Origin of the sequence: Rhizobium sp. BK456 (genome assembly GCF_014194045.1) — a bacterium.
Lineage (GTDB): Bacteria > Pseudomonadota > Alphaproteobacteria > Rhizobiales > Rhizobiaceae > Rhizobium > Rhizobium redzepovicii.
Map to the genome: position 1 here is coordinate 90,744 of NZ_JACIAO010000005.1, position 22,363 is coordinate 113,106.

Genomic DNA, 22,363 nt, shown 5'->3' on the forward strand with positions numbered 1-22,363 from the left:
GGAGTGGATCGCCGACATCAAGCGTTTGACAATCCTCTTCCCCTGAGGTCTACTGGCCGACTTACCGGACCAGTAGACCTCAGGGGGAGGGCATGGCGATGGATGTGCGAGCCATTCTCGAAGAGGTTGCGACGCTGGGCGGCGCTCCGAAGAAGTCGATGAAGGACTTCGTCGTCCAGAAGATTGCGACCTTCATCGCCACCGGCATCCTCAAAATAGGCGATCCGCTGCCCAGCGAACGTGAACTGGCTGGCGCGCTTTCGGTCAGCCGCGAGACCGTCCGCGGTGCGATTCTCATCCTCTCCACGCATGGAATTCTCTCGGTTGCGCAGGGAACGCGCACGGTGGTGGCATCGGAAGATGTCGGCGAATTGGCTGTCCAGGCGGCGCGCTATCGCGACATTGCGGCCTATAGTCTCGACAATGTTCATGAGGCGCGGCTGCTGATCGAAGCGCAGGTCGTCAGGGCCGCCGCGGTCAAGATGGAAGCGTCGACACTTGATTATCTTCGCAAGTCGATCGCCGCACAGGAAGCCGCCTGTGACGATCCCGTCCGGTTTTTGATCTGCGACCGCGAATTTCACACCGCCATCTACCGGTCCAGCGGCAATGCGGTGCTGGCCGACATCGCCGCCGATCTTTACTCCTATCTTCTCAGCCACCGCAGGCGCGTCGTATCGCAGCCCGGCACGATCGCCACCAGCATCGCCGATCACCGGCTGATCCTCGCCGGCCTGGAGACGCGGGATCCAGACGCCGCATGTGCGGCCTTCGCGATCCATGAAACCCGCATTTATACGACAACCAAGCTGCTCCTAGCGTAGTTCGCAGGCAAAGAGCGCAGAGACGAGACATCGAAGACAGGGGGAATAGAATGCATATTCTCATTATCGGGGCGGGAGGAATGATCGGCCGGAAGCTCGCCGCCAGCTTGGCGCGCAGCGGTTCCCTCGGCGCTCGAACGATCACGCGCATGACACTTGTGGATATCGCGCCGCCGCCGGTGCCGGCGAGCAACGTTGCCTCGGTCGAAGCGCTGGCTGCCGACATATCCGAAGGCGATGCTGCGCAAGCCCTGGCGGCTCGCCGGGCCGACGTAATCTTCCATCTCGCCGCGATCGTTTCCGGCGAGGCCGAGCGCAATTTCGAACTGGGCTACCGAGTCAATCTCGATGGCACGCGATTGCTGTTGGAGGCGATCCGCCATGAGGGAAGCCGGCAAGCCTATGTTCCCCGGCTCGTCTTCTCCTCGTCGATCGCGGTCTACGGCGCGCCGTTTCCCGATCCGATCCCCGACGATTACATCCAGGCGCCGCTCACGAGCTATGGCGTGCAGAAGGCGATATCCGAGCTTCTGCTGTCCGACTATTCGCGCCGCGGCTTCATCGACGGCGTCGGAATTCGACTGCCGACCATCGTGATCCGGCCGGGTGCACCGAACGCTGCCGCGTCCGGCTTCTTTTCCGGAATCCTGCGGGAGCCGCTGGCCGGCCAGCGGGCGGTCCTCCCCGTGGAGGAAACGGTCAAGCACTGGCTGGCAAGCCCGCGTTCCGCCGTCAAATTTCTGATTCATGCCGCGACGCTCGACACATCGTCGCTGGGTGCGCGGCGCACACTGACCATGCCGGGGGTTGCCGCCACCGTTGCCGACCAGATCGCCGCGTTGCGCCGTGCCGCCGGCCCCGAGGCCGTCGATCTGATCGACCGCCGCCGCGACGAGGTCATCGAAGGCATCGTCGCCGGATGGCCGAAATCCTTTACGCCCGATCGTGCGACGCAACTGGGTTTTTCCGCCGAAACCAGCGTCGACGAGCTGATCGAGGTCTACCTCGCCGAGGACGCTCCGGCGGCGCAAGGAGATTGAGGAGAGGGCGGAGGCCCCGCGCGGGCACCCCCGCAGATGCGGGATTGCGGCGGCTGACGGACTTGGGAGAGATGGCAGCCGCCGGCAAGACAGAGTGAGATACGAATATTTAAAGCATGTAGCGCTCGATTTCTGGGAGGAGTGAGTATGGCAGGCGTTCAATTCGCGGATGTGCGGAAATCCTTCGGTGTGCATCCTGTCATCAAGGGGGTGGACATCGACATTGCCGATGGGGAATTCGTCATCCTGGTCGGCCCCTCGGGCTGCGGCAAGTCGACCCTTCTGCGGATGCTGGCGGGGCTCGAGAATATTTCCGGCGGCGAGATCAAGATCGGCGGGCGCGTGGTCAACACGCTGCCGCCGAAGGACCGCGACATCGCCATGGTCTTTCAGAACTACGCGCTCTATCCGCATATGACGGTGGAGCAGAACATGGGCTTCTCGTTGATGCTCAACAAGGCGCCGAAGGCGGAAGCCGAGAAGCGGGTGAAATATGCCGCCGGCATCCTCGGCCTCGACAAATTGCTCGACCGCTATCCCCGCCAGCTTTCCGGCGGCCAGCGCCAGCGTGTCGCCATGGGCCGGGCGATCGTGCGCGATCCGGAGGTCTTCCTGTTCGACGAACCGCTGTCCAACCTCGATGCCAAGCTGCGCGTCGCCATGCGCGCCGAGATCAAGGAGCTGCACCAGCGGCTGAAAACCACCACGGTTTACGTCACCCACGACCAGATCGAGGCGATGACCATGGCCGACAAGATCGTCGTCATGCATGACGGCATCGTCGAGCAGATCGGTTCGCCGCTCGAGCTCTACGACAAGCCCGCCAATCTCTTCGTCGGCGGCTTCATCGGCTCGCCGGCGATGAACATGATCAAGGGCAGGCTCGACCCGGAAGACGCCCGGCAGTTCGTCGCCGCCAACGGCACGCGGCTGCCAGTCGCCAATCCACCGGCAAGTGCGGTGGGCCGTGAACTCGTCTATGGGCTGCGCCCCGAATATATCTCGCTCGATCCGAACGGTGTGCCGGCCGAGATCGTGGTGATCGAACCCACTGGCTATGAGACCCATCTGACCGTTCGCCTCGGCGGCAGCGATGTCAGCTGCGTATTCCGGGAGCGCGTCAATGCTCGCCCGGGCGAGGCGATCCGCGTCGCGATCGACGCTTCGCACGTCCATCTCTTCGATGCCGATGGCGGACAGAGATTGACCGACTGATGCCATCCGGCAGCGCGGGAGGGGAGGAGCCTTCCCCGCCGCCGGAGCGCAAGCATTCCGTGGGCGCTTCCGCTCCGGGGATGCCAGGCCGCCGTCCACCCAAGCGGGAGGTGGACGCCGGAGAATTGCTTCCGCTGTTTCAATGAGGAGGAATCTCATGACGATCAAGAGACGTGAATTTCTTGCGGCATCGGCAGCCGTTGCCGGCGCTGCCGGCTTCGGCATCAAGCCATCCTTTGCGCAGGCCGAACCGACCTACACGCCGGAAAGCGGCGCAAGCCTGCGGCTGCTGCGCTGGACGCCTTTCGTCAAGGGCGATGAGGAGGCCTGGATCGCCAACACCAAGAAATTCACCGAAGCGACCGGCGTCGAAGTGCGCATCGACAAGGAAAGCTGGGAAGACATCCGCCCGAAGGCTGCGGTTGCCGCCAATGTCGGCTCCGGCCCGGATCTCATCATGTGCTGGTTCGACGATGCCCACCAATATCCGGACAAGCTGGTCGATCTCACCGAGCTCGGCAATTATCTCGGCAACAAGTATGAGGGCTGGTACGACGGCGTAAAGGGATATGCGACGCGCGGCGACACCTTCATCGCCATGCCGCTGACGGCAATCGGCAACGCCGTCGTCTATCGCGACAGCCATGTGAAGGCCGCCGGTTTCGCTGAATTCCCGAATGACACCGCAGGGTTCCTCGAGCTTTGCAAGGCGATGAAGGCAAAGGGCACGCCGGCCGGCTTCCCGCACGGCAAGGCGGTCGGCGACGGCAACAACTACGCCCATTGGCTGCTCTGGAGCCATAACGGCATGATGGTCGATGAAAGCGGCAAGGTGACGATCGACAGCCCGGAGACGCTCGCTTCGATCAACTATGCAAAGGAGCTCTACGCGACCTTCATTCCGGGCACTGAAAGCTGGCAGGACGTCAACAACAACCGCGCCTTCCTCGCAGGCCAGGTCTCGCTGATCGCCAACGGCGTCTCGGTCTATTACACCGCCAAGAACGATCCGAAGCTCGCCGAGATCGCCAAGGACATCCGCACGACGAACTTCCCGATCGGCCCCGTCGGCAAGAGTGTCGAGCTTTGCCAGACGAGCTCGCTGCTTCTGTTCAAGCACACAAAATATCCTGAGGCGGCCAAGGCCTATATCAAGTTCATGATGGAAGCCGACCAGATGAACGCCTGGATCCAGGGATCCAGCGCCTATTGCTGCCAGCCGCTCAAGGCCTTCGCCAAGAATCCCATCTGGACGGCCGATCCGGTCCACGCGCCCTATGCGCGCGCTTCGGAGAAGCTGCGCCCGAACGGCTATGCCGGCCCGCTCGGCTACGCCTCGGCGGCAACCATGGCCGACTATGTTCTGGTCGACATGTATGCCGCCGCCGTTACCGGCCAGATGTCGCCGGAAGATGCGATGAAGGAAGCCGAACGCCGGGCCAACCGCTACTATCGCGTCTGAGCCCCGCTTAATGCATGTCGCCCGGAAGTGGGTAGCGGTTCCGGGACAACGACATGCATGGAAACAAAAAAGGACGCGGCGTGCCGGCCTTTCGGCATGCCGCAAGCTCCTCCGGGAGTCCAAACGCGATCTGGAGATAAGCAATGTCGATGGCAAATTCGGGGAATAGGCGTGGGCCGATCTCTTCGCTCCTGCAGAACAACAATGTGCTCGGCTTCCTGTTCATGCTGCCGGCGGCGGTCTTCCTGGTCTGCTTTCTCACCTATCCGCTGGGGCTCGGCGTCTGGCTCGGCTTCACCGATACCCGGATCGGCCGCGACGGCATCTTCATTGGGCTGGAGAACTACCAGTTCCTGATGGATGATTCCGTCTTCTGGCTGTCTGTGTTCAACACCATTCTCTATACCTCCGTCGCCTCGGTGCTGAAATTCGCGCTCGGCCTCTGGCTGGCGATGCTGCTCAACCAGCATCTGCCCTACAAATCCTTCTTCCGGGCCATCGTGTTGCTTCCCTGGGTGGTGCCGACCGTGCTTTCGGCGCTGGCCTTCTGGTGGATCTACGATTCCCAGTTTTCGATCATCTCCTGGTCGCTGATGAAACTGGGGCTGATCAGCGGGCCGATCAATTTCCTCGGCGATCCAATCAATGCCCGCATATCCGTCATCGTCGCCAATGTCTGGCGCGGCATTCCCTTCGTGGCGATCTCGCTGCTTGCGGGGCTGCAGACAATCCCGGCCTCGCTACAGGAGGCAGCCTCGCTCGATGGCGCCACGAGCTGGCAGCGTTTCCGCTATGTGACGCTGCCGATGCTGACGCCGATCATCGCCGTCGTGATGACCTTCTCGGTGCTTTTCACCTTTACCGATTTCCAGCTCATCTACGTGCTGACCAAGGGCGGCCCCGTCAATGCCACGCATCTGATGGCGACGCTCTCCTTCCAGCGCGGCATTCCCGGCGGCCAGCTCGGCGAGGGTGCGGCGATCGCGGTCGCCATGGTGCCCTTTCTGCTCGGCGCGATCATGTTCAGCTTCTTCGGCCTGCAGCGGCGCAAGTGGCAGCAGGGCGGCCAAGATTAGGAGAATGACGATGTCGACACATTCCAACACCGCCGATCAGATCGTGACCGACAATGCCGAAGGCATGAGCTATCTGAACCGCCTGCCGCGGCGGATCGTGATGCTCTATTTGCCGATGGCCGTCTTCGTCTTCGTGCTGCTCTTCCCGTTCTACTGGATGGCGATCACCGCGGTGAAACCCAACGAGCAGCTGACCGACTATACCAATTACAGCCCGTTCTGGGTGGTCGGGCCGACCATTGCACACATCAAATATCTGTTCCTCGAGACATCCTATCCGGGCTGGCTGTGGAACACGATGCTGGTGGCGGTCTGCTCCACCTTCCTCTCGCTGGTGGCTTCGGTCTTGGGCGCCTATGCCATCGAGCGCGTCCGCTTCACCGGCTCGCGCTCGGTCGGCCTGGTGATCTTTCTCGCCTATCTCGTGCCGCCGTCGATCCTCTTCATCCCGCTTGCCTTCATCGTCTTCAAGCTCGGGATCTACGACTCGCGGCTGGCGCTGATCTTCACCTATCCGACCTTCCTCATTCCCTTCTGCACCTGGCTGCTGATGGGTTATTTCCGCTCAATCCCGTTCGAGCTGGAGGAAAGCGCGCTGGTGGATGGGGCCAACAGATGGCAGATCCTCACCAAGATCATCCTGCCGCTCGCCGTGCCGGGGCTGATTTCGGCCGGGATCTTCGCCTTCACGCTCTCTTGGAACGAATTCATCTATGCCCTTACTTTCATTCAGTCATCGGAGAATAAAACCATTCCCGTCGGCGTGCTCACCGAGCTGGTGCGCGGCGATGTCTTCGAATGGGGGGCACTGATGGCGGGCGCCCTGTTCGGCTCGCTGCCGGTGGTCATCCTCTACTCGTTCTTCGTCGACTATTACGTGTCGTCGATGACCGGGGCGGTGAAGGAGTGACAGCCGCAAATGGCATGCCGAACCGCGTTCAGCGTCTCGACATCGAGCACTGGGCCTTCTTGCGACACGTGGTATAGTTAAATTTCGGTCGTCCTCCGGACGATACGATAAAGGAATTATTCCATGGGAGACCAGAAACGCCCGCTGCAACCTGGAGAAGCCGCGCCCGGATTCGCACTGGCCACGGCCAACTTCGATGGAACCGTCTCTTTCGCCGATTTGAGCGGTCGCCCATTCCTGATCGGCTTCTTTCGCGGGCTGTACTGCCCATTCTGCCGGCGGCAGCTGGAACAGCTTGCGGCGGTACAGCCAACCCTGCGCGCCGCCGGGGTGGAGACCGTGGCTGTTATTAACACGCCGGCGGAACGTGCCCGTCTATATTTCCGCCACCGGCCGACGCCGATAACGCTTCTATGTGACCCGGATTGCCGCACGCACCGGGCCTACGGTGTGCCGCATGCCGAGTTCCTACCCGATGGGAGTCGCGAGCAGCCCGAATGGCCCTATAGAACAACGATGGCGCAGTTCCAGACGGCACGCATCAACCCCACCGGCGAACTGCCGGAACCGCTGCACCCGATGGAAGCCAACACGATACTCAACGCCAAGGACGGCTTCGAGCTTGTCGAAGCCGATCGTGCGATCTTCGCTGACCATGCGACCCAGCTCGTCGGGCACTTCCTGGTGAATGCGAACGGCACTATCGGCTGGGCACGGATCGAGGCACTCGACGGACCAAACAGCCTCTCCGTCTTCCCGACCGGGGCAGAGATCATCGCCGCCGCCGGCAGCCTTGGACGCTGACCTGCAGCGAATTCTGCCGCCAGCGCTGCTAGCGGATCACAGAGGCTCCAAAAGCAGACCTGCCGCCAAGGCATGAAAGGCCTCGACCGCCTTTGGCAGCACGCTCTGCGGATTTTCGCTGGCGGCGATCCAGAGTGCCGCATTAAGCGCTGCGCCGCTCAGCAATCGGGCCGTCGCCTCCGCGTCAAGCGGCTTCAGGACGCCTTGTGCGATCAGGCGCTCGACGGTGCTCTTGGTCACCTGCAGACAGGTGTTCTGGCTCGGCCATTGCGAGGGATCGCCAAGAACCGCAGGCCCGTCGAGCAGAACGATGCGTTGGACTTCCGGATTGAGCGCCATCTCGATATAGGCCGCACCCTCGGCGAGCAGGCCCTGCCAATCGTTGCCCACCCCAGCCCCGATCGCGTTAGCGCGGGCCGCCATCTCAGTGTCGATCTGCTCAACAACCGCTGCCAACAGCCCGCGCTTGTCGCCGAAATTGTGGTAAAGCGCCCCCCGTGTCAGACCGGCGTCCGCCGTCAGCTCGTCCATCGATGCTGCGGTATACCCCTTTTCCGCGAAAGCCTTTCGTGCAGCCGCGATCAACTTGCCACGGTTTTCCTGCATCGTTTCGCTACGTGTCCTCGCCATCCAGCCCTCTCGCATTCACATACGTCGCGTATACCAGATTGACATACGCCACGTATGTAGAATATTACACATACGTACCGTATATCAAATATTGCGCAAGCCTGTGAAGCGCCACGCCGCGCTGATCGGTCGTTGCCAACGATAAAGAGAGATGAGGATGACGCAACGCGAAGCAATCTTTCCGGCCGACAGGCACGCCCTTTACGAGGAGCACGGCTATTCCGCCGCGATCCGATCCGGCGATCTGCTGTTTGTCTCCGGACAGGTCGGCAGCCGTCCGGATGGAACAGCCGAGCCCGACTTCGAACGCCAAGTCCGGCTGGCCTTTGAAAACTTGCAGGCGACGCTCAGCGCAGCCGGCTGCACGATCGACGATATCGTCGATGTCACCACCTTCCACACCGACCCTGAAAATCAGTTCGCAACCATCATGGCCGTCAAGCAGCAGATTTTCAGCAAGCCACCTTACCCGAATTGGACTGCACTCGGCGTCAACTGGCTCGCCGGCTTCGACTTCGAGATAAAGGTTATCGCCCGCATTCCGGCAAGCAAATGACAGCGCCACACCCGGCGGCACGGGAAACGCCCTCAAGGTGAAAACATGCAACTTGCGCCGCCGGTCGTGTCAAGAACTTGCCGAGATCGCTAGCCGCCCCTATCTCATGTCGAACAGACTTGATGGAGCGACGAGATGGTGGAACTTGTGGTTGACACTCTCTTCGATACGACGATCGAGATCATTCCTCCGGAAGACAGAGAAGACCAGCCCGATGGCCGTGCTTGCCTATGCTGCAAACGCCGGTGTCGATGGATGGACGATGACGGCTGCGGTATCTGCGAGGAATGTCTGGCCCCATGATGAACGCGGCAAGGGCGTAGCGCGATGGCAATCCGGAGCGCCGGACTTCTCATCTATCGGCGCGTATCCAACGACCTCGAAGTCCTTCTCGTTCATCCAGGCGGCCCCTTCTGGGCTGGGAAAGACGAGGCTGCCTGGTCGATCCCGAAGGGATTGGTCGAGCCGGATGAGGATGAACTTGCGGCGGCGATGAGGGAGACGGCAGAAGAGCTTGGAGTCGCCATCGACGGCAGAGTGACGCCGCTCGGCGAATATCGGCAGCCTGGCGGCAAGATCGTCGTCGTGTGGTCGATCGAAGCCGATCCGGTATTGGACGTGAACGCAGTACGAAGCTCTGAATTTCAAATGCAATGGCCGCCGAGATCAGGCCAGATGAAGAGCTTTCCGGAGGTTGACCGCGCGGGATGGTTTTCCCTGGCCGAGGCGGGAACGAAGCTGTTGAAAGGGCAGCGACCGATGCTTGCCGACCTTCTGAAGCATCAGGGGTGATCGGCGCGAAATGATTGCTTGAACCGCCCGTTTCGCTGCACGCATGCGTGAAGCGCGCGGCAGCCATGCGTTGCTTCTGCAGACATCCATCTCCATCTGACAGTCACAGCCGCCTCACTCAATCGAGACAACCGGCGCTGCGACCCGTCTTGGGCACGCGCGAGGAGACAATCATGAACGGCATATCGAAAACGCTGAACGACATGACGCTGGTCGAGCGGTCGAGCCTGCTCGACACCGTCGCCGACGCCCTGGAGGCAACCGCCGAGGAGGCCGAAGGGGAGGGCGACGCCCGCTTCGTCGCCAATTCCATCTGTATCGCCAATACCATCCGCGGATTATCCGGGGAGCTTGCACCGCGCGATCTGCGGGCAGCCGAGCTGCTCCTCGAGCAGGGTATCATGCTCGTCCACCAATTCTCCAGCAGGGTGAAACCAGGCGGAATGAAGCATTAACGCAAAGCGCAAATCGGGCCGGCAGAGCCGGCCCGTCCGTCATCACTGCTGCTCGATCGGCGCCGGCACTGCAGCCGGTGACGCCGACCGTCCAAGCCGATCGGCGACCAGCATCGACAGCATCATTTCCACAAGACCATTGGCGGCGCCCTTTTCGCCGCCGGCGCCGCCGACCTGGATCTGCGGCACGAGCGGCAGCCGGCCATTTTCGATCGCCTCGGCAAAGCGCATGAGCACCTGCGAGTGGAGCTGATAGTCCGGCCCACCGAAGGCCGCGACCTTCTTCTCCGTGGCCTCGGCTTCCGCCAGACCGATGGCGCGCACCTTCTGGGCATCGGCAAGACCGGTCGCCTTGATGCGTTCGGCATCGGCAAGCGCCACGGCCTTGATCCGATCGGCCTCACCGAGGCCGGCGAGACGCACTTTCTCGGCCTCTGCCTTGGCGGTGACCTGAATGGTTTCTGCCTGCTGGCGGGTGCGGGCGAGCTGCGCCTTGCCTTCGTTCTCGCTGATCTCGATGGTCAGCGCTGATGTGGTGATCTTGGCCTGCTGTTCGGCGAGCGCCTCCTTCTCGCGCAACGTGCGCTCCTGGATCGCCGCCGCCTCCTGCAATTTATAGGTCTCGACCTTTTCAACGGCGATCTGACGTTCGCGCAGCTGGATCAGGATCTGCTCGATGCTGTTCTGGCCATTGCTGGCCCGCGGCGTGCCGATCAGCACTTCCTGCAGTTCGAGGCTGTAGGAGTTGAACTTCTCGCGCATTTCGTCGCCGGATTTGCGCTGGATTTCGCTGCGCTCCTGCAGCAGTTCGATCAGGGTCTTGGTCTGGGCGATATTCTTGAAATAGGCCGAGACCATCGGATCGAGCGTCTGTTCGACCAGCCGTTTGATATCGCCGAAACGCTGCACGACGAGAGGCGCCTTCATGTAGTCGATATGCACGACGACCGAGAGCGGCAGCACCGGTTCGAACGCATCCTTGGTGATCAGCGACACTTCGGACAGATTTTCGTCCAGCCTGTGCTCACCGTACTGTTCCTTCGTCCATTTGAGCACGAAGTTGGTGGTCGGCACGATGATGATATTGCCGGCATAGGTGTTGAACGCATATTTGCCCGGCAGGAGCGGCGTCGACCAGACACCGCGTGCGCCGGTCTCGACCAGTTCGCCGTGGCGATAGGACTGGCCTGAGATATCAGCGCTTCGGCGGCCGGTATAGGATACGACCACACCCACCGTGCCGACGTCGATGATCGTCTTCTCCACAAGTTCGACGGTCGCAAAGATTCGGTTGAGGAAATAACTGCCGTCGGCAAGCACCTGCAATTGCCGGCCGCGATAACCGCCGGCATTGAGAAACTTCTCCGGATCCTGGAAGTTGTTGTGGAAGTTCGGATCTTTGGGGTTGTTGGCAACGGTCGGCGCGATGATCTCGCCATCCGGCAGCGCCGGACCGTCATGGACGGTGACGACGCCGATCAGGTCCTCGGCGTCGTGGATGACGACGGGCTCGAAACCGTTTCGCTCACTGATCAGCGTCGACATGTCGGCAAACAGTCCTTGTTCCGACGTGTTCAAGTTGACGGCATAGGTCGATTGTGCGGTCAGCACGATGAACTGCGCCAGATTGATGGCATAGGTGCCTTCGCGCAGGATCTTGCGCTGCGGCCCCTTCTGGCCGCCCTTTGTCAGAAAGCCGCGCACATCCTGAAAATCATCGGCGTCGACATTCGAGGCAAGCGTCTGGGTCGGCGGCAGCGGCTCGCCGTCACGGGCGAAGACATAGCCGATCTGGCCCTGTGGAATGGTCACGAGATTGGCGCGATGCATCGCATACTGGAACGGCATGAAGAAATGCAGGCCACCGCGCACGACTTCTGGCTGGAAGCCGGCCTCGCCATAGAGCGCAATGAAGCCGTTATCGACAGAGCCGCGAAAACTCCAGAGCTTTTCGAGAATGCCGAGCCTGTCGTTGGGGATATAGCGGATCACGCCGCTCCACCGGAACAGGATTGCCAGCACGATGAGCGTGACGGAGATTTCGATCGCCTTCCATCCCATCGGGCTCAGATATTGTAGGGTTTCCATCTTTTTTCTCATATGGGCGCACGGGTTCGTTCCACCCGATGGCCGCCGGTTGGTGTTTGGTTGATAAGACGGGGAGATGGCGCGCCTGCTCGTTCGACGCACTAAAGGTGTATCTAACGCCTGGGCTGCTCATTGTCTGGGAAAAACGACCGCGCGTCCCGAGTCCCCGATGAGGGGCGGCGTGGTCGTGAGTGATCTCACATCGGTGTCGCCTTGAAAGACATGACGATAGGGGACGTAAGGATTGCGCCTTGAGGTTTAAAGATGCTCGATGGGGAAATCAGGCAAGTACTTCCAACGATTTCGATATTTCGAGCATTCAATTCTACTGAATTAAGCTGCGTCAGCCTGTTTGTTTCGGCCAGCGTTTTGCTTTAGATGAACCTGTCCGACGTTGCAGCAACACGACTTGAGCGACCTCGCTGATCAAGATCAACTGGCTTTTCGAAATTTGCATTGCCGGCAGGTTTGGATTCCACACCTGCCGGCAATCCGCCATCAGGCAGCCTTTTTGCGATAGAGCATTGTCAGGAGTGCGAGGACGCATCCTACGGCTCCGACAGTTGCGAAGATGTAGAAATTCCACTGCGGAGCCAGGCCTGCACCCAGAACAGCACCGCCGATGGCCGGTCCTATCATGCCGCCTATACGGCCGATGCCGAGCGAGAAGCCAAGGCCGGTTCCACGGATCTCGACCGGATAGAGGTTTCCAACGAGAATATTGGCGAGGATTTGCGTGCCGATCGTTCCCGTACCCGCAAGTGCGACAAGGCCGTAGACCTGCAGGCCCTGATCCACTTGCGTCAGCAGCCAGATCGAGCAGGCTCCGAGCAGAAACATGCCTGCGACGACAATCTTGACATTGCCGCGGTCGGCAATCCTCGCGCCGATCAGCAGGCCGACTGCGGCTCCGAGATTGAGGGTTACCGAGAACAGCAGGGCGGAACCGAGGTCATAGCCCATCTTGTTCATGATAGTCGGAAGCCAGTTGACCATACCGAATGTCAGCAGCAGCGAACAGAAGTGGATGCCCCATGCATTCAAGGTCGGCAGCAGGCGACCTTCGGAGAACAGCGACCGGATGCCGACCTGTACAATAGGCTTGGCGATAGGATTGGGCAGCCCGTACTGGTCTGCGATCTGGTTGGCTTCGCTCTGGCGGTTCTTCGTTGCCAGCCATTCGGGAGATTCAGGGATGAGGCGGATGAAGAAAGGCAGAAGCAGGATCGGTGCGCCGCCGATGATCATCAGCGGACGCCATCCGTATTTCTGTATCAGCAGCATTCCGAGGATGCCCGAAATGATGCCGCCGGCGAGATAACCGAGAAGCGCAATCGAATAGGCCATCGCCTTCCGCTTCGGCGGAGAAAACTCGATGATCAACGCGGTTACCGTCGGAAAAAGAGCGCCAAGGCCCAGACCGGCAAGAAAGCGTGTGCCCTCGAAAACGGAAAAGTTCGGCGCCAGCCCGCTGCCGATCATCATGATCGAGAAGCTCAGCAGACTGCCGATGATGACCTTGCGGCGTCCGATCCTGTCAGCGAGCGTTCCCGCAACGAGAGCCCCGAGCAGCATGCCGAACAGGGTGATGGCGGCAGCGCGTCCGACCATGCCGGGCGTCAGGCCCCAACTGGCTTCGGCGAGCAATGCCGGGGCGACTGCGCCGTAAACGATCAGGTCATAGCCGTCGAACAGGATCAGCAGACCGCAAAGCACGATGATGATATTCGGGCTGCGAACGCGTTCCTTGAAAATAGCGAGATCTTGTATGGCCAATTTTCCCTCCCCATACATTTGAGTACAGGAAGTCCGCTCCTGCCAACGGCAGGTCCGCGTCAATCCATGTACAAATCCTCCTCGATCATTGCCGGCGTGGTTCCTCCCAGCGCCAGACTCACCCACGAGCGGGCGATGTCAAGACAATGACGACACGCTATTAAATACTTGCGAATAAAATATTTGCAACTGCAAACTTCTCAGCCGGCAGCTTTTCCCTTTTGGGATATTGCCGGCAGGTTGGCGTGCATGCGGCGCAGCGCATTCTTCAGGGCTGCTACCTCCTCGTCCGACATGCCCTGAACCGCAGTGCGTTCAAGCTCCACGGCAAGCGGCATCAGCCTTTCCGTCAGCGCCTCGCCCTGCGGGGTCAGCCTGACGATGACGATACGGCCATTGTCTTCCGGGCGTGTTCTCGACACCAGCTTGCGCTTGGCCAACGTGCCGACGAGGCGTGACAGCGTCGAGATCTCGACGGAGACGACGTCGGCGAGATCTCCAAGCGTGCTCTCCCGGCGCTCCTTGAGCATGGCCAGAACCCGGTACATCGCCACGCTGAGATTGTCTTCGGCAATTCTCTGCGAGAACACCTCGGCTATCCGCACGCCGGCGCGGTTGAGAAGATAAGGAACGGAATCGGTAAGTTTGTACATGTCTCTGTCTGCTGGCGGGATTCGGCTTGCTGAAGGCTTCCTCCGACATGCACCTAAATTGCCGGGATGACAACATGATAGGCTTTCAGCCGTTGAAAACGGCTTGGCAGAACAAACATTTTCGCGCCTGAATTATAAATTTGCATTGACAATAGTTGCATATGCAATAATTTGAAGCCCGAGGAGACACGGGAGGAAATCATGTCTGCCACTGCTGCCCTCGGCATATCGCCGGCCCCCGCACCGATCAGCGACGCGTTTCGATCGACCATGCGCCGTTTCCCGGCGACGGTGACGGTCATTTCCGCCTGCCGCAACGGTGCGGATCATGGAATGACGGCAACGGCCGTCACATCACTTTCAATGGATCCGCCCTCTCTTCTCATCTGCCTGAACAATCGCACCTATCTGCATGACATGCTAATCGAGGTGCCGGAATTCGCGGTCAGCATTCTGACCGACAGGCAGGCCGCCGTATCGGAAGGTTTCAGCGGCAAGATTGCGCCCGAGCGTCGGTTCGATGCTGCCGATTGGGTTCGCCATGAGCGTGGAATGATGGTGTTGGGCACCGCCCATGCCTCGGTCGTCTGCCGCCGCATGGGCGTCGTTCCCTATGGCACGCACACGATCTTCATCGGGCAAGTGGTGGATACACGCGTTTCCAACGACACCGTCGCATTGATGTACGAGAACTCGAAATATTGCGCGCCACAGCACGCACTTCCCGCATCCCAGAACTGAAGGTCGTTCCATGAACAATACAGCCGCCCTGTTTCCCGCCTCGGCGCGGGTCGAGACCGCATGTCTTGCAGACCGCATCGCCCCGGTGCTGGATGAAATCCGTGCCGGTGCGCGCGATACGGAAAAATCGGGCCGGGTGCCGGCGCGCAATATCGATCTGCTACGCTCGGCCGGCTACTTCGATATCGTCAAGCCTGGCCGTTTCGGCGGCGCCGAAGGATCGTTTGCGGAGCTTGTCGATGCCAATATCGAACTGTCGTCGGCCTGTGCCTCCACCGGCTGGGTTGCCGGCCTGCTTTCCGCGCATCAATGGCTGCTTGCCATGTTCGACGAACGGGTTCAGCAGGAAGTATGGGGCGACAATCCGGATGCGCTGCTCTGCGGTTCCTATGCGCCGGTCCGCATGGCTGAGCGCGTCCACGGTGGTTTCCGGCTATCCGGCGACTGGGCCTTTGCCAGCGGATGCGAAAATGCAGGATGGGCGCTCTGTGCGGCGATCATTCCGCCAAAAGGCGAGGGCGAGCGTCCAGTGCCGGCGTTTCTTCTGGTTCCGGCCGGCGATTATACCATTGCCGAGACCTGGGATGTCGTCGGCCTCGCCGGCACCGGCTCGAAGAGCCTGATCCTCAAGGAGGTCTTCGTTCCGGAATACCGCATGCTGAGCTTTGCGGATGCGACCTCCGGCAGAACACCGGGCGGGCGTGGCTACCAGGGCATCGGCCTTTTCAACATTCCGCTCCTCATGGGCATTCCCTTCTGCCTCGGCAGCGCCGCCGTCGGTGCGGCGAAGGGCGCACTGGATAGCTATATCGACCACATCGGGACCCGTGTGACGCGGGGTGCGGTTGCCGGCGGCAACAACAAGATCGCGGAATTTCCGACGATCCAGCTTCGCGTGGCGGAAGCCTCCGCATCCGTCGATGCCGCCCGCGAAATCCTTCTGCGCGATATTGCCCGGGCGCAGCAATTGGCCCAGGCCCGCGAGGATGGCGCCGCCGAGATCACTGGGGAAGATCGGATACTCGCCCGCCGCAGCCAGTCCTTTGCGGTCAGCTTGGCGCTTCGGGCCGTGGAGGCACTCAACGCGTCGACAGGCGGCCTTGGCCTGCAGATGTCCAATCCCGTCCAGCGCGCATGGCGAGATACCAATGCCGTCGGGCGCCACATTTCCATGAACTGGGATGCCGTCGGCACCATGGTCGGCCAGCAGTTGCTCGGCCTTCCGCCTAAGGGACAATTCTGACCCGCCACCGTCATTGTTTCGAAAGACAGGAAAGAGAGCATATCGTGCAAGGCAAGATCGCGCTTGAAGAACATTTCGCCATTCCCGAGACGTTGCAGGATTCGGCTGGATTCGTGCCGGGCGACTACTGGACTGAACTATCCGCCCGCCTTCTCGATATCCAGGACAAGCGTTTGCGCCTGATGGATGCCCACGGCATCGAAAAAATGATCCTGTCGCTGAACGCTCCGGCCGTGCAGGCAATCCCGGACAAGGCCAAGGCCCTGGAGATTTCCCGGCGCGCCAACGACTTTCTGGCGGAGCAATGCGTCAAGAACCCCAACCGTTTTCTGGGATTTGCCGCTTTACCCCTGCAGGATCCGGATGCGGCGACGCAGGAACTGCAGCGCTGCGTAACGACGCTGGGCTTCGTCGGCGCACTGGTCAACGGCTTCTCGCAGGAGGGCGACGGAACGACGCCGCTCTATTACGATCTGCCGCAATACCGTTCGTTCTGGGCCGAAGTCGAAAAACTCAACATTCCCTTCTATCTGCACCCGCGCAACCCGCTGCCGCAGGATAGCCGCATCTATGCCGGCCACTCCTGGCTGATGGGTCCGACATGGGCGTTCGCACAGGAGACCGCAGTTCATGCGCTGCGCCTGATGGGATCCGGCCTATTCGACGAACATCCGGCTTTGCGGATCATCGTCGGTCACATGGGGGAGGGGCTGCCCTTCATGATGTGGCGCATCGACAACCGGAATGCCTGGGTCAAGGTGGAAAAGAACTATCCGGCCAAACGCCCGATCGCCGATTATTTCAACGAGAATTTCTACATCACGACGTCGGGGAATTTCCGCACGCAATCACTGATCGATGCTATGCTGGAAATCGGCGCGGACAGAATTCTGTTTTCGACAGACTGGCCATTCGAAAACATCGACCATGCTGCAAACTGGTTCGACAGCGCCACCATTTCCGAAGCCGATCGGCTGAAGATCGGTCGCACCAATGCGGTTTCACTGTTCAAACTCGATCGATAGCATGGTCGCACCTTTCAGATACACGGCCAGCGCGGCTGAGATCATCTTCGGGAGCGGTTCACTGAGCCGTCTCGCCGAGGCGGTTGCAGGGCAGGGCGGCAAACGCGCGCTGATCCTTTCGACCCGGCACCAGAAGCAAGAGGCAGAACGGATCGCTGCCTCCCTCGGCCCGCTCGCGGCGGGACTGTTCCACGAGGCGGCAATGCATACGCCGGTCGATGTGACCGAACGTGCAATGGCTAGATACAACCAAGCCGGCGCCGATTGCGTCGTCGCGATCGGCGGCGGATCAACGATCGGCCTCGGCAAGGCGATCGCCTATCGCAACGACGCACCGCAAATCGTGGTGGCGACGACCTATGCGGGCTCGGAGGTCACACCGATCCTCGGCCAGACGGAGAACGGCCAGAAGACGACAGTGCGTGGAGCGGGCATCCTGCCCGAGGTGGTGATCTACGATCCTGAATTGACATTGAGCCTGCCGGTCGAGATCAGCGTCAGCAGCGGGCTCAATGCAATGGCGCATGCGGTCGAAGGTCTCTACGCAGAGGACCGCAATCCAATCTCGTCGATGATGGCGATCGAGGGCCTGCGGGCGCTGAAGCACGCTCTGCCTCAGATCGTCCAAGCCCCTCGGGACATCGAAGCGCGAAGCGAAGCGCTTTACGGGTCCTGGCTGTGCGGCACGGTACTCGGAACGGTCGGGATGGCCCTGCATCACAAACTTTGCCACACGCTCGGCGGCAGCTTCGATCTGCCGCACGCCGAAACCCATGCGGTCGTTCTTCCCCATTCCGCCGACTATAACGCCGCAGCCGCAACGGATGCGCTAAGGCCTGCCGCCGAGCTTTTCGGCGGCTCGCTCGGCCGCGGTCTTTATGATTTTGCCGCTTCGATCGGCGCCCCCCTGGCGCTGCGAGATCTCGGCATGAAGGAGGCCGATTTGGACCGCGCGGCCGAAATCGCCGCTCGGAATCCCTATTGGAACCCGCGTCCGATCGAAGGAAAAGCGATCCGGGCTTTGTTGCAGAGCGCCTGGGAGGGCGCGCGGCCGCGTTAACGCCTCAGGAGGGATGGCCACGTGCCTGAATATTTCAGCGAAGAGAGATCCGTGGAAGCCGTCAACGCGCGCATGGGGCGGGACATCAATCCGCGCCTGGCCGAAATCATGTCGTCGCTGGTCAAGCATCTGCATGCTTTTGCCAGGGATGTCAGCCTGAGCCAGGAGGAATGGGCGTTGGCCATCGGCTTCCTGACCCGAACCGGCCATCTCTGTCATGACGAGCGACAGGAGTTCATCCTGCTCAGCGATACGCTGGGTTTCTCGATGCTGGTGGATGCGATCAACAACCGGCGTCCGCCGGGCGCCACGGAGAATACCGTGTTCGGGCCGTTCCATGTCGAAGGGGCGCCCATACGGCATATGGGTGAAAACATCTCGCTCGACGGCAAGGGCGAGAGTTGTCTGTTCATCGGGCGGGTGCTCGATCTTAACGGCAATCCGATCGAGGGAGCCCGGATCGATGTCTGGTCGGATAATGCCGATGGGTTCTACGACGTCCAGCAGCCGGATATCCAGCCGAAATGGAACAACCGGGGCATTTTCGTCACCGGCGCCGATGGCGCTTATAGTTTCGTCGGCATCAAGCCGGTCTCTTATCCGATCCCGGATGACGGCCCGGTCGGCCAGATGCTGGCATCCCTCGGCCGCCATCCCTATCGTCCCGCCCACACCCATTACCTGATCACGGCTCCGGGTTATCAGAAGCTCGTAACCCACACGTTCGTCGGCGACGATCCCTACCTGGAATCCGATACGGTATTTGGCGTCAAACACAGCCTTGTCGCACCTTTCGAGCGCATAGATCGTCCAACCATCTGGCGCTCCGATTTCGATTTCGTGCTGACGCCGATCGAGGACGGACGATGATCGTTGCCCGCTATGCGGTATCCGACCCTGGCAAGCGCGCCGAGCGCTCGCGATTGCTGGAGAAACACAAGGCCTATCTGCAGGGCACAGCGATCCGCATCCTGCTTTCCGGCCCTTCCGCGCCGCCGGCGGCGGGCAGGGGTTCAACCGCCCTCGTGATCGCGGAGGTCGAGACGCTCGCCGAGTTCGAGGCCTTCAGCACAGGAGATCCCTTCGTCCGCTCCGGTGTTTACGCGAGCGTCGAGATCTTCGAATGGCGGCCCACGCTTGGGCTTCTTCTGGAGAGACTCTCCGACGGCAGCTGAAAACCTGACGATCGCCGACCTCAACTGCCAAAGCCGGTCATATCGAACACGGCGGCGTTGTCCTGAACTTCGCGCAGCCCCTTATACGACGCATGACGGAGGCTGCCGTCATCCGTCCAGCCGCGAAACTCGATCTCGGCGATGAGGGTCGGCTGCACGAAGACGTAGCGTTTGCCCCTCAAGGGGACGGCCGGCCGGTTCGTCTTCAACCGGTCGAGCGTTTTTTTCAGGTCTTCGGCATCGCTGGCACTGAAACCGGTTCCGACCGCCCCCACGGAAACCCAGTCGAAACCCTTCTTGCCGGCGAGCAGCAGGCTGCCGATGCCGCCGCGGGCGGCCGCCGATTGTTCGTAGCCGACGATCATGAAGCTCTCGCTCTCGACGCACTTGATCTTCAGCCAGTCGCCCGTGCGGCCACTGCGGTAGGGCTGATCGCGATGCTTGGCGATGATGCCTTCCAGCCCATGATGGCAGGCGTGATCGAGGAGCTCGTCACCCGGCAGGTCTATTTCTTCGGAAAAGCGGATCGTCCCACTGCCTTCCGGTATCAGGTCTTCAAGAAGGTGCCGGCGCACGGCGAGCTCGGTGCCTGTGAGGTCATGCCCGTCAAGATACAAAAGGTCGAAGGCGTAGAGAATGGACTCGTTCGAGGCCCGCTTGCCGCCGCGACCGCCGAGCGAACGTTGCAGCGCGCCGAAATCCGACCGGCCGTGATCATCCATAACCACGGCTTCTCCATCCAGTATGGCGGTGGCCACGCCGAGTTCCTTGGCGGCCGCGGCGATGGTGGGAAAACGATGCGTCCAGTCATGGCCGCCGCGGGTGATGACACGAACGCCCTTCGGCTCGATGTGGATCGCAAGCCGGTAGCCATCCCACTTCGCCTCGTAGAGCCAATCCGGCCCGATCGGCACGCGGGGCTTCAGCAGTGCGAGGCATGGCTCGACCCTCGCCGGCATTGGATCGAACGGAAGGCTTGGCTGGTCGGGATCGCGCTTGCGGATCGGACGAGATTGCAGCGTTGCATTGGACTCGTTGAGGAATGGCAATGAGGGGCGGCGCGAGCGTGTCATGATCGTTGTCTGTCCTTCCCGGACTGGTTTTCAGGCTCTTCTCCAAACACGATGTCGCCTTTCCCACTCTGCTCAATGGGATTTAGGTCCGGTGAGTATTTCGGCAAGAACCATAGCCTGGCGCCGGCCGCTTTGATGGCATCGCGGATGGCCTTGTTTGTGAGAACCGAGATTGTCGAGAATGACGATGTCCCCGGGCCTGAGAGTTGGGATCAAGTCGGCCCAAGCCTTGCGCTCGAGGACGACGATCTGCCGGTCGGGGTGTGGCGCGATGTCCGGCCCCGGTTCCGTCGTCAGCTTGGTGAATGCCTGCCGGACTTCCAGCATTTCGCGCCAGATGCCGGAAATGGTAATCTCGCCGCTCTTCGAAAAGCCCTGCCCGGCAAAAAATCAGTTGGCGAGTGCTGCGAGGATGCCAACATAGAATAGCCTTTGCGCCGGGCAAAGGCAGCATCGGCAGACGCTACACGGCCTGCACACTCTGGTCCTTCGGCAGCGAGATCGTCATCGCCGCGGCGACGGCGGCCGTAAATGCAACGGCGAGATAGATGCCGCTGAAACTCTCAGTCGAGGTCTGGATCACGCCGCCAAAGAAGTTCCCAGCAGTGCCGCCGATGCCTTGGAGCACGGTGCAGATGCCTAAGACAGTGACCGCGACGCGGGGCGTGGCGCGATGTGAGACGTAGGCCGGCAGCAAGCCATAGATCGGATAAAAGCCCAGCGAAAAGAAGATGCCGGACAGAATCGAGAGTTCCATCGAGGGATCGAGGACGACGAGGGCGCCGGCGGCGAGGAAGCTTGAGTAACAGGTAAGCATGGCATAGCGTGATCCGAGACGCGACGATATCGTGCCAATGGCGAAGCCTGCGCTGATCCCCACCGCCCCGATCGTTGCCCAGAGCCATGAGGCAAAGCCGACGGAGTAGCCGAGTTCCTCGCGCAGGAACGGCGAGAGATAGGTGAGATAGGGATATGGCATCAGCCCGTTGATGAAGCCGAGCGCGAAAATCAGCGTCACCCATGGCATGATCGAGCGCAGGCTTGCTGAACCGCCGGCAGTTGGCGCCAGCGTTTGGTGACTTGTCCCGCTGTCGAAGAGGCCGGCCCGCCCGAAGAGATTGTGGGTGACAACCGCCAGTGCGATCGTGGCCGCGCCTGTGAGGAACCAGACCATCTGCCAGTGACCGCTTCCGGCGTATGCCGCCACGAGTGCGCTGTTGATGAGGACGCCAAAGGCCGGGGCGCTGGAGATCAGGCTCATGGCAAAGCCGCGCTGTTCTGCTCTTACCACCCGCGAGGCAAGATTAATCATCGGCACGAAAGTCGATGCGCCAGTCGCGCCGGCGACCATCAGCAGGCCGGCAACCACATAGAGATTGTCGCTGATGGGGATGCTCGACAGGCAGAGCCCGCAGAGCGACACGGACGCCACCACCGTCCGTGCGGCGCCGATGCGATGGACGAGCCAGGTACCGAGCACGGCGAATGCCACTGTGGAAAACTGCACCAGGCCGGTGACCGTGCCGACGAAGGAATAGTCGAAGGCAAGATCTTTCCGCATGTCGGGGATGATCTGAGGAAAAAGGCTGAGGCCGAATCCGTAACACGTGCCGACGCAGGCGATCATGACGGCTACGAGGACGTTATCATGGATACGCACGCTAGTCATGATGATCGACCTCTGTTGGCAACCGTTCGCGCTCCGGCTCGACGCGATGATCATCTAGCATGAGCAGTCGGCGGACTGTCGGATCTGCGACGCCGG

22 protein-coding genes and 1 pseudogene are annotated in these 22,363 nt (G+C 61.0%); 16 read left to right on the plus strand and 7 right to left on the minus strand.

Annotation, left to right across the window (positions count from 1 at the left end; genetic code table 11):
* The first annotated feature begins 98 nt into the window (after positions 1 to 98).
* From FHX03_RS15820 to FHX03_RS15850, 7 genes are all read left to right on the plus strand, one after another.
* Positions 99 to 824 (plus strand): FadR/GntR family transcriptional regulator, encoded by a 726-nt coding sequence (locus FHX03_RS15820; RefSeq protein WP_183778219.1) that lies wholly within the window; start codon positions 99 to 101, stop codon positions 822 to 824.
* A gap of 50 nt (positions 825 to 874) precedes the next feature.
* A complete protein-coding gene (gene denD, locus FHX03_RS15825; protein WP_097629034.1) occupies positions 875 to 1,864 on the plus strand; it encodes a D-erythronate dehydrogenase in 990 nt (329 codons plus the stop codon).
* A gap of 147 nt (positions 1,865 to 2,011) precedes the next feature.
* The gene (locus FHX03_RS15830) at positions 2,012 to 3,079 is read left to right on the plus strand and encodes an ABC transporter ATP-binding protein (RefSeq protein ID WP_183778215.1); all 1,068 of its coding nucleotides are present in this window, start codon (positions 2,012 to 2,014) and stop codon (positions 3,077 to 3,079) included.
* A gap of 157 nt (positions 3,080 to 3,236) precedes the next feature.
* Complete coding sequence (locus FHX03_RS15835; RefSeq protein ID WP_183854484.1) at positions 3,237 to 4,541, plus strand: ABC transporter substrate-binding protein; 1,305 nt, start codon at positions 3,237 to 3,239, stop codon at positions 4,539 to 4,541.
* A 143-nt stretch (positions 4,542 to 4,684) separates the two neighbouring features.
* Positions 4,685 to 5,617 (plus strand): carbohydrate ABC transporter permease, encoded by a 933-nt coding sequence (locus FHX03_RS15840; RefSeq protein ID WP_183854486.1) that lies wholly within the window; start codon positions 4,685 to 4,687, stop codon positions 5,615 to 5,617.
* 10 nt (positions 5,618 to 5,627) lie between these two features.
* On the plus strand, positions 5,628 to 6,527 hold the full coding sequence (locus FHX03_RS15845; RefSeq protein ID WP_183778209.1) for a carbohydrate ABC transporter permease: 900 nt from the start codon (positions 5,628 to 5,630) through the stop codon (positions 6,525 to 6,527).
* A gap of 123 nt (positions 6,528 to 6,650) precedes the next feature.
* Positions 6,651 to 7,331, plus strand: a complete 681-nt coding sequence (locus FHX03_RS15850) for a redoxin domain-containing protein (protein ID WP_183778207.1) — start codon at positions 6,651 to 6,653, stop codon at positions 7,329 to 7,331.
* A 36-nt stretch (positions 7,332 to 7,367) separates the two neighbouring features.
* Here FHX03_RS15850 and FHX03_RS15855 read toward each other — a convergent pair whose 3' ends face one another.
* Positions 7,368 to 7,961 carry a TetR/AcrR family transcriptional regulator gene (locus FHX03_RS15855; protein WP_183778205.1) on the minus strand — a complete coding sequence of 198 codons (594 nt, stop codon included), beginning with the start codon at positions 7,959 to 7,961 and terminating at the stop codon, positions 7,368 to 7,370.
* Positions 7,962 to 8,118: 157 nt separating this feature from the next.
* Here FHX03_RS15855 and FHX03_RS15860 point away from each other — a divergent pair, with 157 nt between their 5' ends.
* The 3 genes from FHX03_RS15860 to FHX03_RS15870 all read left to right on the plus strand — a co-directional run bounded on the left by FHX03_RS15860 (position 8,119) and on the right by FHX03_RS15870 (position 9,764).
* The gene (locus FHX03_RS15860) at positions 8,119 to 8,517 is read left to right on the plus strand and encodes a RidA family protein (protein ID WP_179612893.1); all 399 of its coding nucleotides are present in this window, start codon (positions 8,119 to 8,121) and stop codon (positions 8,515 to 8,517) included.
* Positions 8,518 to 8,844: 327 nt separating this feature from the next.
* A complete protein-coding gene (locus FHX03_RS15865; protein WP_183854488.1) occupies positions 8,845 to 9,309 on the plus strand; it encodes an NUDIX domain-containing protein in 465 nt (154 codons plus the stop codon).
* 173 nt (positions 9,310 to 9,482) lie between these two features.
* On the plus strand, positions 9,483 to 9,764 hold the full coding sequence (locus FHX03_RS15870; RefSeq protein WP_054184529.1) for a hypothetical protein: 282 nt from the start codon (positions 9,483 to 9,485) through the stop codon (positions 9,762 to 9,764).
* 42 nt (positions 9,765 to 9,806) lie between these two features.
* On the opposite strand, the gene FHX03_RS15875 is transcribed toward FHX03_RS15870, so the two are convergent.
* The 3 genes from FHX03_RS15875 to FHX03_RS15885 all read right to left on the minus strand — a co-directional run bounded on the left by FHX03_RS15875 (position 9,807) and on the right by FHX03_RS15885 (position 14,281).
* Entirely contained in the window at positions 9,807 to 11,852 is a 2,046-nt protein-coding gene (locus tag FHX03_RS15875) for an SPFH domain-containing protein (RefSeq protein WP_183854490.1), read from the minus strand.
* A gap of 498 nt (positions 11,853 to 12,350) precedes the next feature.
* Positions 12,351 to 13,646 (minus strand): MFS transporter, encoded by a 1,296-nt coding sequence (locus FHX03_RS15880; protein ID WP_183778198.1) that lies wholly within the window; start codon positions 13,644 to 13,646, stop codon positions 12,351 to 12,353.
* Positions 13,647 to 13,828: 182 nt separating this feature from the next.
* A complete protein-coding gene (locus tag FHX03_RS15885) occupies positions 13,829 to 14,281 on the minus strand; it encodes a MarR family winged helix-turn-helix transcriptional regulator (protein ID WP_183778196.1) in 453 nt (150 codons plus the stop codon).
* Positions 14,282 to 14,482: 201 nt separating this feature from the next.
* Here FHX03_RS15885 and FHX03_RS15890 point away from each other — a divergent pair, with 201 nt between their 5' ends.
* The 6 genes from FHX03_RS15890 to FHX03_RS15915 are packed head-to-tail and all read left to right on the plus strand — an operon-like array spanning position 14,483 to position 19,525.
* On the plus strand, positions 14,483 to 15,022 hold the full coding sequence (locus tag FHX03_RS15890) for a flavin reductase family protein (protein WP_183854492.1): 540 nt from the start codon (positions 14,483 to 14,485) through the stop codon (positions 15,020 to 15,022).
* Between the two features lie 10 nt (positions 15,023 to 15,032).
* Entirely contained in the window at positions 15,033 to 16,265 is a 1,233-nt protein-coding gene (locus FHX03_RS15895) for a flavin-dependent monooxygenase (RefSeq protein WP_183854494.1), read from the plus strand.
* Positions 16,266 to 16,309: 44 nt separating this feature from the next.
* A complete protein-coding gene (tsdA, locus tag FHX03_RS15900; RefSeq protein ID WP_183854496.1) occupies positions 16,310 to 17,290 on the plus strand; it encodes a gamma-resorcylate decarboxylase in 981 nt (326 codons plus the stop codon).
* A 1-nt stretch (position 17,291) separates the two neighbouring features.
* Entirely contained in the window at positions 17,292 to 18,350 is a 1,059-nt protein-coding gene (locus FHX03_RS15905; RefSeq protein ID WP_183778181.1) for a maleylacetate reductase, read from the plus strand.
* A 21-nt stretch (positions 18,351 to 18,371) separates the two neighbouring features.
* On the plus strand, positions 18,372 to 19,220 hold the full coding sequence (locus tag FHX03_RS15910) for a dioxygenase (protein WP_183778180.1): 849 nt from the start codon (positions 18,372 to 18,374) through the stop codon (positions 19,218 to 19,220).
* Positions 19,217 to 19,525 carry a YciI family protein gene (locus FHX03_RS15915; RefSeq protein WP_183854498.1) on the plus strand — a complete coding sequence of 103 codons (309 nt, stop codon included), beginning with the start codon at positions 19,217 to 19,219 and terminating at the stop codon, positions 19,523 to 19,525. Before FHX03_RS15910 ends, FHX03_RS15915 begins: the two co-directional genes overlap by 4 nt.
* Before the next feature lie 20 nt (positions 19,526 to 19,545).
* On the opposite strand, the gene ligD is transcribed toward FHX03_RS15915, so the two are convergent.
* The 3 genes and pseudogenes from ligD to FHX03_RS15930 all read right to left on the minus strand — a co-directional run bounded on the left by ligD (position 19,546) and on the right by FHX03_RS15930 (position 22,267).
* Positions 19,546 to 20,598, minus strand: a complete 1,053-nt coding sequence (ligD, locus tag FHX03_RS15920) for a non-homologous end-joining DNA ligase (RefSeq protein WP_183778176.1) — start codon at positions 20,596 to 20,598, stop codon at positions 19,546 to 19,548.
* Positions 20,599 to 20,663: 65 nt separating this feature from the next.
* Positions 20,664 to 20,814: pseudogene (locus FHX03_RS15925) on the minus strand (transposase); the annotation flags it as partial.
* Positions 20,815 to 21,061: 247 nt separating this feature from the next.
* Positions 21,062 to 22,267 (minus strand): MFS transporter, encoded by a 1,206-nt coding sequence (locus FHX03_RS15930; protein WP_246699257.1) that lies wholly within the window; start codon positions 22,265 to 22,267, stop codon positions 21,062 to 21,064.
* Positions 22,268 to 22,363: the final 96 nt, after the last annotated feature.